At 68.9% G+C, this 12,355-nt stretch carries 14 protein-coding genes; 7 read left to right on the top strand and 7 right to left on the bottom strand.

Annotated elements, in window-relative coordinates:
• Positions 1-35 precede the first annotated feature (35 nt).
• The 5 genes from AMO33_RS18380 (at position 36) to AMO33_RS31630 (ending at position 4,688) form a co-directional block, all read left to right on the top strand.
• Positions 36-1,670 carry an FAD-binding protein gene (locus tag AMO33_RS18380; RefSeq protein ID WP_060593708.1) on the top strand — a complete coding sequence of 545 codons (1,635 nt, stop codon included), beginning with the start codon at positions 36-38 and terminating at the stop codon, positions 1,668-1,670.
• A gap of 1 nt (position 1,671) precedes the next feature.
• Positions 1,672-2,457, top strand: a complete 786-nt coding sequence (locus tag AMO33_RS18375) for a 2-keto-4-pentenoate hydratase (protein ID WP_060593707.1) — start codon at positions 1,672-1,674, stop codon at positions 2,455-2,457.
• A 10-nt stretch (positions 2,458-2,467) separates the two neighbouring features.
• On the top strand, positions 2,468-3,376 hold the full coding sequence (locus tag AMO33_RS18370; protein ID WP_011206995.1) for an acetaldehyde dehydrogenase (acetylating): 909 nt from the start codon (positions 2,468-2,470) through the stop codon (positions 3,374-3,376).
• A gap of 13 nt (positions 3,377-3,389) precedes the next feature.
• Complete coding sequence (dmpG, locus tag AMO33_RS18365; RefSeq protein WP_011206996.1) at positions 3,390-4,427, top strand: 4-hydroxy-2-oxovalerate aldolase; 1,038 nt, start codon at positions 3,390-3,392, stop codon at positions 4,425-4,427.
• An 87-nt stretch (positions 4,428-4,514) separates the two neighbouring features.
• Complete coding sequence (locus tag AMO33_RS31630) at positions 4,515-4,688, top strand: hypothetical protein (RefSeq protein WP_159005432.1); 174 nt, start codon at positions 4,515-4,517, stop codon at positions 4,686-4,688.
• A gap of 2 nt (positions 4,689-4,690) precedes the next feature.
• Here AMO33_RS31630 and AMO33_RS18360 read toward each other — a convergent pair whose 3' ends face one another.
• The 7 genes from AMO33_RS18360 to hsaA all read right to left on the bottom strand — a co-directional run bounded on the left by AMO33_RS18360 (position 4,691) and on the right by hsaA (position 10,598).
• Positions 4,691-5,827, bottom strand: a complete 1,137-nt coding sequence (locus tag AMO33_RS18360; protein WP_060595032.1) for a Fic family protein — start codon at positions 5,825-5,827, stop codon at positions 4,691-4,693.
• 65 nt (positions 5,828-5,892) lie between these two features.
• Positions 5,893-6,279 carry an ArsR/SmtB family transcription factor gene (locus AMO33_RS18355; protein WP_060593706.1) on the bottom strand — a complete coding sequence of 129 codons (387 nt, stop codon included), beginning with the start codon at positions 6,277-6,279 and terminating at the stop codon, positions 5,893-5,895.
• Positions 6,279-6,935, bottom strand: coding sequence for an SRPBCC family protein (locus AMO33_RS18350; protein ID WP_060593705.1), 657 nt, complete (start codon positions 6,933-6,935; stop codon positions 6,279-6,281). The genes AMO33_RS18355 and AMO33_RS18350 overlap by 1 nt, the downstream gene beginning before the upstream one ends.
• Positions 6,936-7,008: 73 nt before the next feature.
• A complete protein-coding gene (gene hsaB, locus AMO33_RS18345) occupies positions 7,009-7,596 on the bottom strand; it encodes a 3-hydroxy-9,10-secoandrosta-1,3,5(10)-triene-9,17-dione monooxygenase reductase subunit (protein ID WP_011207000.1) in 588 nt (195 codons plus the stop codon).
• 46 nt (positions 7,597-7,642) lie between these two features.
• Entirely contained in the window at positions 7,643-8,551 is a 909-nt protein-coding gene (gene hsaC, locus AMO33_RS18340) for an iron-dependent extradiol dioxygenase HsaC (protein WP_011207001.1), read from the bottom strand.
• 2 nt (positions 8,552-8,553) lie between these two features.
• Complete coding sequence (hsaD, locus tag AMO33_RS18335) at positions 8,554-9,435, bottom strand: 4,5:9,10-diseco-3-hydroxy-5,9,17-trioxoandrosta-1(10),2-diene-4-oate hydrolase (RefSeq protein WP_011207002.1); 882 nt, start codon at positions 9,433-9,435, stop codon at positions 8,554-8,556.
• Positions 9,435-10,598, bottom strand: coding sequence for a 3-hydroxy-9,10-secoandrosta-1,3,5(10)-triene-9,17-dione monooxygenase oxygenase subunit (gene hsaA / locus AMO33_RS18330; protein ID WP_060593704.1), 1,164 nt, complete (start codon positions 10,596-10,598; stop codon positions 9,435-9,437). The genes hsaD and hsaA overlap by 1 nt, the downstream gene beginning before the upstream one ends.
• Positions 10,599-10,797: 199 nt before the next feature.
• Between hsaA and AMO33_RS18325 the strand changes: the two genes are divergently transcribed.
• The gene (locus AMO33_RS18325; protein ID WP_011207004.1) at positions 10,798-12,015 is read left to right on the top strand and encodes a Rieske 2Fe-2S domain-containing protein; all 1,218 of its coding nucleotides are present in this window, start codon (positions 10,798-10,800) and stop codon (positions 12,013-12,015) included.
• Positions 12,015-12,347: a hypothetical protein gene (locus AMO33_RS18320; RefSeq protein ID WP_060593703.1), complete on the top strand. Its 333-nt coding sequence runs from the start codon at positions 12,015-12,017 to the stop codon at positions 12,345-12,347. The genes AMO33_RS18325 and AMO33_RS18320 overlap by 1 nt, the downstream gene beginning before the upstream one ends.
• Positions 12,348-12,355 lie beyond the last annotated feature (8 nt).

Genomic DNA, 12,355 nt, shown 5'->3' with positions numbered 1-12,355 from the left:
GCCGAGAAAACTTGTTTCAATTCGGAGTGGAGTGCATGGCCAGTCGAGTGCAGGTGGGCGCGGATGCGGACCTCGCCGCCGATGTCGTCGTCATCGGGTTCGGGGCGGCGGGCGCCTGTGCCGCGCTGGAGGCCACCGCGGCCGGTGCGCAGGTGCTGGTGCTCGAGCGGTTCACCGGCGGCGGCACCTCCGCGCTGTCCGGCGGCATCATCTACGCGGGCGGCGGCACCTCGGTACAGCGGGCGGCGGGCGTCTCCGACACCCCGGAACAGATGCTGGCCTACCTGACCCGCGAGGTCGGTGACGCGGTCGCGCCGGAGACGCTGCGCCGGTTCGTCGAGGAGAGCCCGGCGATGATCGACTGGTTGCAGGGGCACGGCGTGCCGTTCGAGCCCTCGCTGTGCCCGTACAAGACCTCCTACCCGAACGACAAGTACTACCTGTACTACTCCGGCAGCGAGGTCTCCGGCTACGGCCGCGAGGTCGCCGAGCCTGCCCAGCGCGGCCACCGCGTCAAGGGGCGTGGCACCTCCGGCAAGAAGCTGACCGGCCCGCTGGCCGCCTCCGCGGCCCGCCACGGCGTCCGGGTCGAAACACTAACCACCGCAACGCGTCTCATCGCCGACGCCGACGGCGCGGTCGTCGGGGTCGAGTGCCGCACGCTGCGCGATGCCCCCGCCGCCGTGCGCGACCGCTACGTCCGGATGGCGAAGGTCGCCGCCAAGCCCGGCATCTACTACCCGCCGCTGCGCAAGAATCTCGAGCGCCGCCTGGAGGCGCTGGACCGCCGCTACGGCACCACCATCCGGGTGCACGCCCGCCGTGGCGTGATCGTCAGCGCGGGCGGCTTCATCGCCAATCGTGAACTCGTGCACCGCTACGGCCCGCAGTACCGGCACGGCCTGGAACTGGGCAGCACCGGCGACGACGGCAGCGGCATCCTGATGGCGCAGGAGGTGGGCGCGGCCACCGACCGGATGGGCAACATCTCCGCGTGGCGGTTCATCCTGCCGCCCAGCGCGTTCACCGGTGCCCTGCTCGTGGACGCCGAGGGCCGCCGGGTGATCGACGAGACCCGCTACGGCGCCGCCGTCGGCCACAAGCTCGTCAACGAACACGACGGGCTGGGCTGGGTGCTCGCCGACGACGAGCGCATGCGGCTCGGCATCGCACAGATGCGCACCCAATCGGCCTGGTTCCAGCGCGCCCAGTTCGAGGTGATGCGCCGCAAGGCGATCCGCGGCGCGACCCTCGAAGACGCCGCGCGCAAGGCAGGCATCGATCCGGCCGGACTGCGCGCCACCGTCGAGGCGCACAACGCCGCCATCGCCGCGGGCGCGCCGGACCCGGTCGGCAAGCCCGCCGAGTTCTGCGAACCCGTGCGCAGCGGGCCCTACTGGCTGTTGGATGTCGGTATCAAACCGAGCGTCATCAACCCCTGCCCGATGCTCACCCTCGGCGGTGTGGTCGTCGACGAGACCACCGGAGCGGTGCGATCGACGGCCGGGCACGACATCCCCGGATTGTTCGCGGCGGGCCGTACCGCCGTCGGCATCTGCTCGGAGTCCTATGTCAGCGGACTGTCCCTGGCCGACTGCGTCTTCTCCGGCCGCCGGGCGGGTCGCAGCGCGGCGGGCGTCCTCGAACAAGCCTCAGCGGAAGGAAATTAGCGTGCTGTCCGACGCGGTACGAACCGAACTCGCCGACGAGCTCTGGCGGGCCGAGACCGAGCGGGTCGCCATCGACCCGCTGGTCGCCAGGCACCCCGACATCGACGTCGTCGACGCCTACGAGATCCAGCTGATCAACATCCGCCGCCGCCTGGACACGGGCGCGCGGGTGGTCGGGCACAAGGTCGGCCTGTCCTCGCTGGCCATGCAGCAGATGATGGGCGTCGACGAGCCCGACTACGGGCACCTGCTGGCCGAGATGGAGGTCTTCGAGGACGTTCCGGTGGAGGCCGGTCGCTACCTGTTCCCACGGGTGGAGGTCGAGGTCGGCTTCGTGCTCGGCGCCGACCTGCCCGGCGCGGACTGCACCGAAGCCGACGTGCTGACCGCGACCGTGGCCTACGCGCCGGCGATCGAGCTGATCGATTCCCGCATCAAGGACTGGAACATCGGGTTGTGCGACACCATCTCCGACAACGCGTCCTCGGCCGGTTTCGTGCTCGGTCCGCAGCGGGTGGCGCCCGCCGACATCGACATCAAGGCCATCGACGCGGTGCTCACCCGCAACGGTGAGGTGGTCGCCGAGGGGCGCAGCGACGCGGTGCTCGGCGACCCGGTGATCGCGGTCGCGTGGCTGGCCCGCAAGGTCGCCTCGTTCGGGGTGCGGCTGCGCAAGGGCGACATCGTGCTGCCCGGCTCGTGCACCCGCGCCATCGACGCCCGCCCCGGCGACACGTTCCACGCCGAGTTCGCCGGACTCGGTTCCGTCCGTCTGCAATTCACCTAGGAGGCCTGTCGTGTCCAACGGGACCGTCACCGCCGCGATCGTCGGGTCCGGCAACATCAGTACCGATCTGCTCTACAAACTGCTGCGTTCGCAGGCCATCGAGCCGCGCTGGATGATCGGCATCGACCCCGAGAGCGAGGGCTTGAAGCGCGCCCGCGGCCTGGGGTTGGAGACCTCGCACGAGGGCGTGGACTGGCTGCTGGCGCAGTCGGAGCTGCCCGACATGATCTTCGAGGCCACCTCGGCCTACGTGCACCGCGCCGCCGCCCCCCGCTACGCCGAGGCGGGCATCCGCGCGGTCGACCTGACCCCGGCCGCCGTCGGCCCTGCGGTGGTGCCGCCGGTGAACCTGGGCGCGAACCTGGACGCCCCCAACGTCAACATGATCACCTGCGGCGGGCAGGCCACCATCCCGATCGTGGCCGCCGTCTCGCGCGTCGTGCCGGTGCCCTACGCCGAGATCGTCGCCTCGGTGTCGTCGGTCTCGGCCGGGCCGGGCACCCGCGCCAACATCGACGAGTTCACCAAGACCACCAGCCGGGGCGTGGAGACCATCGGCGGTGCGCAGCGCGGCAAGGCGATCATCATCCTGAACCCGGCCGAGCCGCCGATGATCATGCGCGACACCATCTTCTGCGCGATCCCCGAGGACGCCGACACCGACGCGATCGCCGACTCCATCCATCGGATGGTCGCCGACATCCAGCAGTACGTGCCCGGCTACCGGCTGCTCAACGAGCCGCAGTTCGACGAGCCGTCGGTGGTGTCCGGCGGCTTGGCGAAGGTGTCGGTGTTCGTCGAGGTGGAAGGCGCGGGCGACTTCCTGCCGCCGTACGCGGGCAACCTCGACATCATGACCGCGGCAGCGACCAAGGTCGGCGAGGTCATCGCCGGCCAGATCACCTCGGCCCGGGTGTAAGGAGCGATCAACCATGGCTTATTCCGCAGAACTCGACATCCGCGTCACCGACACCTCGCTGCGTGACGGCTCGCATCACAAGCGCCACCAGTTCACCGCCACCGAGGTGCGCGACATCGTCGCCGCTCTCGACGGCGCTGGCGTGCCCGTCATCGAGGTCACCCACGGTGACGGGCTCGGCGGTTCCTCGTTCAACTACGGGTTCTCCAAGACCCCGGAGCAGGAACTGGTCACCATCGCCGCGCAGACGGCCAAGCAGGCCAAGATCGCGGTGTTGATGCTGCCCGGCGTCGGGGTGAAGGAGGACATCAAGGTCTCCCAGGACAACGGCGCCTCCATCTGCCGCATCGCCACCCACTGCACCGAGGCCGACGTCTCCATCCAGCACTTCGGCCTGGCCCGTGAACTCGGCCTGGAAACGGTCGGCTTCCTGATGATGTCGCACACCCAGCCGCCGGAGGTGCTGGCCAAGCAGGCCCGCATCATGGCCGACGCGGGCTGCCAGTGCGTCTACATCGTCGACTCCGCGGGCGCGCTGGTGCTCGAGCAGGTCTCCGACCGGGTCGCCGCCGTGGTCGCCGAACTCGGCGACGACGCCCAGGTCGGCTTCCACGGCCACGAGAACCTCGACCTCGCGGTCGCCAACTCCATCTACGCCATCCGCGCGGGCGCCACCCAGATCGACGGCAGCGCACGGCGTTTCGGTGCGGGTGCGGGCAACACCCCGGTCGAGGCGCTGGTCGGCGTCTGCGACAAGCTCGGCATCAGGACCGGCATCGATTTCTTCGCCATCGCCGACGCGGCCGAAGACGTGGTGCGCCCGGCCATGCCGCAGGAATGCCTGCTCGACCGCCAGGCCCTGATGATGGGCTACGCGGGGGTGTACTCGAGCTTCCTCAAGCACGCCGAACGCCAGGCCGAACGCTACGGGGTCTCCGCCGCGGAAATGCTCGTGCGCGCCGGCCGGCGCAAGCTCGTCGGCGGGCAGGAGGACCAACTCATCGACATCGCACTGGAATTGCAGCGCGAACAGCAGACCGCCACTGTGTGAGCGGGATGCGGGCCGCCGTGTGACCGGATAGGTCGACCGTGCGCCACGACCCGGGTCGTCCGTTGCGGGCGGCCCGGGTCGTCGCACGTGGTTGGCGTCGGCGCTGAACTGCGCACCGTCAGCTACGTCAGCCGCTCGAAGGCGCCCGACCTCGACAACCCCATCCTCGTCCGCACCCTGGCCGCCGATCGCGGCGTCCCCGACGAACTGACCCCCGCCCAGGCCCGCGAGATCTTCGCCACCGTCCGCCTTGTGGAGTAGGCCTACTCGCTGTACGGATCCCGCAGGACGATCGGCGTCCGGGCCAGTTCCATCGCCCGTTCCGGGAAACGCGGCCCGGCGACGTAGTACCTCGCCCTGGTTCGGCCGACCGGCTCGAGAATGCGCATCTTGACCAGGTCGCGCAGGTCGCGTTGGGCCTGTTGCATGTTCAGACCTTCACTCCGCTCGTACCGGGAACGTCGCACGCGACCCGACATCGCCACGTCGTGCAGGGCCGATACCGTCCGAGGATCGAGGCGCTCCTGCGCGGCTGATTCCGCGAGTGCGGTCCACACCCGGCCGGAGATGTCGAATCGTGCGTGGACGGTCTGCGCCTGCTGGTGATACGCCGTGAGATTGAACCTGAGCCAGTCCGATACGTCCTGGTCCGGCTGGTATTCGGGGCCGCGGCGGGCGAGCACCTGGTAATACTCCCACGTGTTGCCCGGTCTACCGAGCCACGCTTCGATCGAGGAGAACTCGGGGGCGAGCACACCTTCCCGCGCGATGAGCAGCGTCTGCAACGACCGAGACATCCGGCCGTTTCCGTCGGCCCAGGGATGGATGCACACGAGGTGCAGGTGCGCCATCGCCGCACGTACCAGCGAGTGCGTCCCGTCGTCGTCCTCGAGCCAGTCGACCAGCTCTGCCATCAGGGCCGGTACGGCGGCGGCGTCGGGGGCGACATAGGCCGCGATGTTCGGGTCGCGAGCGTCGGTGACATACACGGGCCCGCGCCGCCACTGGCCGGCCGGCTTGCGCGTGCTGTGGCGGTGCCCCTGCAGCATCCAGTGCAGTGAGTTGAGCAGTCCCTTGCTGTAGGCGAAGTCGGGGACGTCGTGCAACGTCTGGATGTAGGTCATCATCCGCTCGTAGGCGAGCGTCTCGGCGCGATTCTCCTCCGAGACCTCGACATCTCGTTCGCCCGCCATGAGGTCTTCCACGTCGACGGTCGAGACCTTGAAGCCCTCGATCGAGTTCGACGCGGCTACGGCGTCGGCGGTGAGGAACTTGCGCAATCCTCCTGTCCACGGTGCTGGAGTCCCGCGAAGCTGGTGCTGGAGGTCGTGCCGAATCCGGTCGACGTCGGCCAGCACCTTCTCGTCGCGGGGACTCAAGGGCGGCGTCGGAAACAGCATGACCCGCATTCTAGATGACGTAATGATTCAATCAATCTGATGTCAGGACGCTCGGACGGGCGGCTTCAGGCGCCTCGGGCGGTCGTCTGGGAGTCGGGGCTGGTGCGGCGGGTGCGTTTGCCGCGGGCCACTTCGGTGGCGAGGGCGTCGAGGGGTTGGGTGAACGGGTGCAGGGGGTCGAGCAGGGTGGTGAGCCAGGTGCGGGCGGTGTCCAGGCCGGTGGGGTCGAGGGCGTAGAGGCGGCGGGTGCCCTCGGCGCGCACGGTGACCAACCCGGCGTCGCGCAGCGTTTTCAGGTGCTGGGAGACGCCGGGCTGGGAGATGGCGGCGTGTTGCTGCACCGCCGCGACGAGGGCGCCCGCGGGTTGTTCACCCGCCGCGAGCAGCTCGAGCAGGTGGCGGCGGATCGGGTCGCCGAGTGCCTCGAAGATCTTCGCCGGGGATGCCGCCATCAGGACTCGGCGCCCTCCTCGGGTTCGGTGGTGTAGAAGACGATGGTCTGTTCGGCGGCGGTGTGCGCGGTGGTGGGGTCGTCGCCGTCGGCGATGGCGGCATCGGCCCACGATTCGGCGGCGGTGCGGATGAATGTGATCCCGTCGGGCGTGGTGTGCAGGGTCAGCGCGGCATCGGTGTCCACCGGTTCGCCGGTGCGCACATGTTCGTCGAGCCCCATCAGCGCCAGATCCCAGCCGACACCGACCGCGCCCGGCCCGAACTGTTCCCACATCTGGGGATCGACCGGCGCCTCGTGCTCCAGCTCCAGCACGGTCCCGTCGTCGCCGGGGGTGAGCGTCACCCGCAGCCACGACACCTGCGGTCCCATCTCCCAGGTGACGGCGAACTGGCGCGGCTCGTCGCATTCCTCGACGATCCCGCCCGCGTTTCCCTCGAGCTGGTAGCGACCGCCGATGCCGAGTTCCCCGGTGATCGGCAGGAACCAGCGCGGCAGCCGCTCGGCGTTGGTGAGCGCGTCCCACAGGTCCGCCTGCTCGGTGGGGTAGCTGCGCCGCGCCACCGCGATCCGGGTCGGTACTCCCGCCCGGCTCCCGGTCCTGACCTCGCGCGTCACCAGTCCGGCCGTGGCGACCGGATTTGTCAGCAATGCCATGACGACCTCCTTTGATAAGTGTGAACTTATATTAGCAGGAGGTCGGGGCCACCGGCAGGGCCCCGGTGGACAGCTACAGCCAGGTGTCCAGCGTGGTGGTGGTGAGGAAGTGGTCCAGATCGGCGCGCCAGGGGGCGGGGGTGGTCTTCTCCGGCTCGATGGCGGTGTACTGGCCGCGGTAGAACAGCAGCGGGCGGCCGGAGTCGGTGGATTCCGACAGGGCGAGCACCCGGCCGATGACGATGTAGTGGTCACCGCCGTCGATGACGCTGTCGACCCGGCACTCGACGGTCGCCAGCGCGTCGTCGAGCACGGGCAGGTCCAGTTCCGAGGTGTGCCAGGAGGTGCCTGCGAACTTGTCCTCCTCGCGGGACCCGAACCGGGCACACACCGGTTGCTGCGCCTCGGCCAGGATGTTCACGCAGAAGCGGCCGGACCGCTCGATCGCCGCCCACGAGCGCGACCCCTTGGTGGGGCAGAACAGCACCAGCGGCGGATCCAGGGACAGGGCGGCGAACGACTGGCAGGCGAAGCCGACCGGCGCCGCGTCCGCACCGAAGGTGGTGATGACGGTGATGCCGGTGCAGAACTGCCCGAGCACAGTGCGGAACTGCCGGGGATCGATCACCGGATTGGCGTCGGCGGTCACATTCGTCTCCATCGTTGCTGCCCTGTCCCGTCCCCGGAATCCGCCGGGGCCGCTCGAATCACTGCTGCTCGCGCATGCCCACCGAGAAGTCGTGACCCCACAGGCTCACGGCGGTGGACTCCCGGGCGATCCAGTCGCTGTCGTCGACTTCCAGCCCCTCGCAGCCGAATTCGACGTCGAAGCCGCCCGGGGTCTTCATGTAGAACGAGAGCATCTTGTCGTTGACGTGCCTGCCCAGGGTGGCCGACATCTTGACCTTGCGCCGCAGCGCGCGGTCCAGGCACAGGCCGACGTCGTCGGCGTTCTCCACCTCGATCATCAGGTGCACGATGCCGCTGGGGGTGGGCATGGGCAGGAAGGCCAGCGAATGATGGCGCGGGTTGCAGCCGAAGAAGCGCAGCCAGGCCGGTTCGCCGTCGGCGGGCCGGCCGACCATCTGCGGCGGCATCCGCATGGAGTCGCGCAGCCGGAAGCCGAGCACGTCACGGTAGAACTCGAGCGCGGCCTTGTCGTCCTTGGTGCTGAGCACCACGTGCCCGAGGCCCTGTTCCTCGGTGACGAAGCGGTGCCCGTACGGGCTCACCACCCGCCGGTGCTCGAGCGCCACGCCGTGGAACGCCTCGAGCACATTGCCGGAGGGGTCTTCGAAGCTGATCAGCTCGTAGACGCGGCGGTCGGCCTTCTCCGCCTCGGTGCCCTCCTTGTAGGGCACGCCCGCGCGGTCGAGCCGGTCGCGGATGTCCTGCAGCTCCTCGGCGTTGGCGGTCTCCCAGCCGGAGACCAGCAGGCGGTCCGCCTCGCCCGGCACGATCACCAGGCGGGCGGGGAACTCGTCCATGCGCAGGTAGAGCGAGTTCGGATCGCCGCCCTTGCCTTCCACCATGCCGAGCACCTTGAGGCCGTACTCGCGCCAGGCCGCCATATCGGTGGCCTGGATGCGCAGGTAGCCGAGCGATCGGATGCCCATGTCTAACTCTCCTTGCCGGGCCCGGACAGGAAGTCCGTTGCCAGCCGGTTGAATTCGTCGAACTTCTCCAGTTGCGCCCAGTGTCCGCAGCCGCCGAACACGTGCAGCTGCACGCGCGGGATCATCTTGGTGGCGACGATCGCGCCGTCGAGCGGGTTCACCCGGTCCTCGCGACCCCAGATCAGCAGCACCGGTTGGCGCAGCTTGTACGCGTCGCGCCAGAGCATGCCGAGCTCGAAATCCGGGCCGGCGAAGGACTTGCCCATCGCCCGGGTGGCGGCCAGCGCCTCGGGTGTCGCGGCCGAGGCGAAGCGCTCGTCGATCAGCTCGTCGGTGATCAGCTTCTGGTCGAACACCATGATGCGCAGGAACGCCTCCAGGTTCTGCCTGGTGGGCTCGAAGTTGAAGCGGGAGAGCAGCTTCACACCCTCGGTGGGGTCGGGCGCGTAGGCGTTCATGCTCAGCCCGCCGGGGCCCATCAGCACCAGCTTGCCCGCGCGGTCGGGGTAGTCCAGGGCGAACCGCACGGCCGCGCCGCCGCCGAGCGAATTGCCCAGCAGGTGCACCCGTTCGGTGACGCCGAGGGTGTCCAGCAGATCCTTCAGCGCCGCGGCCGAGTGCGAGAAGTACTGCGGATGGTCGACCGGCTTGTCCGACCGCCCGAATCCCGGCTGGTCCACCGCGAGCACATGGAAATTCTGCGCCAGCACCGGGATGTTGCGGGCGAAATTCGACCAGGAGGAGGCGCCGGGGCCGCCGCCGTGCAGCAGCACGATCGTCGGGCCGTTGCCCACACCGGCCTCGTGGTAGTGCAGTTTCAGATCCGGGCGGACCTGGGCGTAGCGGGAGGTCGACTCGTAGGTCAGTTCGGCGGTCGAGGTCATCACACCATCCCGTCGGTGACCGGCAGCCCGAACTCGTGCGTGCCGTACATGACGTAGGCGCGCTCGGGGTCGTTGGCGGCGTGGACCCGGCCGGCGTGCGCGTCGCGCCAGAAGCGCTGCAGCGGTGTGCCGTTGGCGAGCGCGGTGGCGCCGGAGGCCTCGAAGAGCTTGTCGATGGAGGCGATCGCGCGGCCGGTGGCGCGCACCTGGTCGCGGCGGGCCCGCACGCGCAGGTCGAAGGGCACTTCCTTGCCCTCCTTCAGCAGCGCGTACTCCTCGGCCACGTTGCCGGAGAGCTGGCGCCAGGCGGCGTCGATGTCGCTGGAGGCCTCCGCCACCCGCACCTTGGTGAAGGGATCGTCCTTGGCCTTCTCCCCGGCGTAGGCGGCACGGATGCGCTTGCCCTGGTGTTCGACGTGCGCGGCGTAGGCGCCGTAGGCCATGCCGACGATCGGGGCGGAGATGGTGGTGGGGTGGATGGTGCCCCACGGCATCTTGTAGACCGGGTCGGTGTTGCGCTCCAGGCCGGGCGACTTCATCTCGTTCATGGCGCGGAAGCTCAGGAAGCGGTGCCGCGGCACGAACACGTCCTCCACGACCACGGTGTTGGAGCCGGTGCCGCGCAGGCCGACGACGTTCCACACGTCATCGATGCGGTAGTCCGAACGGGGGATGAGGAAGCTGCCGAAATCGACCGGCTTGCCGTCCTTGATCACCGGGCCGCCGACCACGACCCAGGTCGCGTGGTCCGAGCCCGAGGACCAGGCCCACGACCCGGAGACCCGGTAGCCGTCCTCGACCGCGGTGCCCGCGCCCATCGGGGCGTAGGAGGAGGAGATGCGGACCTCGGTGTCCTCACCCCACACGTCTTCCTGGGCCTGCTGGTCGAACAGCGCCAGATGCCAGTTGTGCACGCCGATGATGCCGGCCACCCAGCCGGTGGAACCGCACGCGGCCGCGATCCGGCGGACGGTGTCGTAGAAGACGACCGGATCGGCGGCGTAGCCGCCCCACTGCTTGGGCTGCAGCAGTCGGAAGAAGCCGGTTTCCTGTAGCGACTTCATCGTCTCGTCGGGGATGCGCCGCAGGTCCTCGGCCTCTTGCGCGCGTTCGCGCAGCGTCGGCAACAGCGCTTCGACCCGCTCGGTCACTTCTTGCGTCATCTCGGGACCTGCTCCTGCCTGGTCGGATTGGTAACCGGTACTCATTTGTCTCTGAGACTAGAACACGTTCTTATTTATGTCGAGAAGTGCGGTTCATCGCAGGTACTCGGACGCGCCCATGCAGGAAGTGGGCCGAATCGCTGGCATGGAGCGCGACATTTTTGTAACGTGTTCTAGTACAGAAGGAGGAGGAATCGCGATGGCAGATACGCCCAAGGGCGGTGCGAAGGTCAGGGAGCTCGATGTGGGTACCACGCCCACGCGATATGCGCGCGGCTGGCACTGCCTCGGCCTGGCCAAGACGTTCCGGGACGGCAAGCCGCACGCGGTCGAAGTCTTCGGCACGAAGCTGGTCGTCTGGGCCGACAGCGCGGGCGAACTGCGGGTGCTCGATGCCTACTGCAGGCACATGGGTGGCGACCTGAGCATGGGCGAGGTCAAGGGTGACGACATCGCCTGCCCGTTCCACGACTGGCGCTGGTCCGGCGTCAACGGCAAGTGCACCGCGATCCCGTACGCGCGGCGCGTGCCGCCGCTGGCCCGCACCCGCAAGTGGACGACGCTCGAGCGCAACGGCCAGCTGTTCGTCTGGCACGACCACGAGGGCAACCCACCGCCCCCGGAGGTCACCATCCCCTACATCGAGGGGCCCTACGCCGACGCCGAGGGCAACCCCAAGGACGGCCACGACAGCGGCTGGACCGAGTGGACCTGGAACTCGCTGCTGATCGAGGGCGCCAACTGCCGCGAGATCATCGACAACGTGGTCGACATGGCGCACTTCTTCTACATCCACTTCGCCTTCCCGACGTACTTCAAGAACGTCTTCGAAGGGCATGTCGCCACCCAGTTCCTGGAGACCAAGGGGCGCCCGGACGTCGGGATGGCGGCCAAGTACGGCGGTGAGACGCTGCTGAAGTCGGAGGCGTCGTACTTCGGCCCGTCGTACATGATCAACCCGCTGACCAACATCTACGGCGGGTACGAGATCAAGGTCGTGCTGATCAACTGCCACTACCCGGTCACCCAGGACTCCTTCGTCCTGCAATGGGGCTTGACGGTGGAGAAGCCGACCGGGATCGACGACGCGACCGCCGAGAAGCTCGCCAAGAGCATGACCGAATTCTTCGGCACCGGCTTCCTGCAGGACGTGGAGATCTGGAAGCACAAGTCCAAGGTCGAGAACCCGCTGCTGTGCGAGGAGGACGGCCCGGTCTACCAGCTGCGTCGCTGGTACGAGCAGTTCTACGTGGACGTGGCCGACGTGACCGAGAAGATGACCCAGCGCTTCGAGTTCGAGGTGGACACCACCAAGGCGAACGAGGCATGGGAGGCCGAGGTGGCGGAGAACCTGCGCCGCAAGCGCGAGGCCGAAGAGGCCGAGCAGGCCAAGAAGGAAGCCGAGGCCGGGGTCTGATGGGCGCGAGCTGGGCCAAGGCGCCGGACTTCGCCGATCAGCCCGCGCGGCGGGCGGCGGTGCAGGCCCAGACCGCGCTCGACAAGCAGCGCTACCTCGAGGACGGCATGACACCCCTGCACTGCCAGGGGTGTCACAGCCGTGTGCTGGTGCGCAAGTACAGCGCGCACCAGACCTCGGTGGAGTGGACCGAGCCACCCGCTACCCGCTGCCCGGTCTTCGCCGGCCTCGCCGAATCCGGTGCCGCCCCCGGCCGCCCCGACACCTGCCCGAGCCTGGAGAAGACCATCAAGTGGGCGGTCGACGAGGGCGTCCTCCCGATCCCGGAGTGAGTCTCGGC

Origin of the sequence: Nocardia farcinica (genome assembly GCF_001182745.1) — a bacterium.
In the GTDB taxonomy this organism is placed as follows: Bacteria; Actinomycetota; Actinomycetes; order Mycobacteriales; family Mycobacteriaceae; genus Nocardia; species Nocardia farcinica.
The sequence above is the reverse complement of the archived record's forward strand: the minus strand, read 5'-3'. Positions and strand labels throughout refer to the sequence as shown.

What these genes read in the sequence shown, in the direction of transcription:
- AMO33_RS18380 (WP_060593708.1), top strand. Translation starts at nt 36, where the DNA reads ATGGCCAGTCGAGTGCAGGTGGGCGCGGATGCGGACCTCGCCGCCGAT.
- dmpG (WP_011206996.1), top strand. Translation starts at nt 3,390, where the DNA reads ATGGCTTATTCCGCAGAACTCGACATCCGCGTCACCGACACCTCGCTG.
- AMO33_RS18360 (WP_060595032.1), bottom strand. Translation starts at nt 5,827, where the DNA reads ATGCTGTTTCCGACGCCGCCCTTGAGTCCCCGCGACGAGAAGGTGCTG.
- AMO33_RS18355 (WP_060593706.1), bottom strand. Translation starts at nt 6,279, where the DNA reads ATGGCGGCATCCCCGGCGAAGATCTTCGAGGCACTCGGCGACCCGATC.
- AMO33_RS18350 (WP_060593705.1), bottom strand. Translation starts at nt 6,935, where the DNA reads ATGGCATTGCTGACAAATCCGGTCGCCACGGCCGGACTGGTGACGCGC.
- hsaB (WP_011207000.1), bottom strand. Translation starts at nt 7,596, where the DNA reads ATGGAGACGAATGTGACCGCCGACGCCAATCCGGTGATCGATCCCCGG.
- hsaC (WP_011207001.1), bottom strand. Translation starts at nt 8,551, where the DNA reads ATGGGCATCCGATCGCTCGGCTACCTGCGCATCCAGGCCACCGATATG.
- hsaD (WP_011207002.1), bottom strand. Translation starts at nt 9,435, where the DNA reads ATGACCTCGACCGCCGAACTGACCTACGAGTCGACCTCCCGCTACGCC.
- hsaA (WP_060593704.1), bottom strand. Translation starts at nt 10,598, where the DNA reads ATGACGCAAGAAGTGACCGAGCGGGTCGAAGCGCTGTTGCCGACGCTG.
- AMO33_RS18325 (WP_011207004.1), top strand. Translation starts at nt 10,798, where the DNA reads ATGGCAGATACGCCCAAGGGCGGTGCGAAGGTCAGGGAGCTCGATGTG.
- AMO33_RS18320 (WP_060593703.1), top strand. Translation starts at nt 12,015, where the DNA reads ATGGGCGCGAGCTGGGCCAAGGCGCCGGACTTCGCCGATCAGCCCGCG.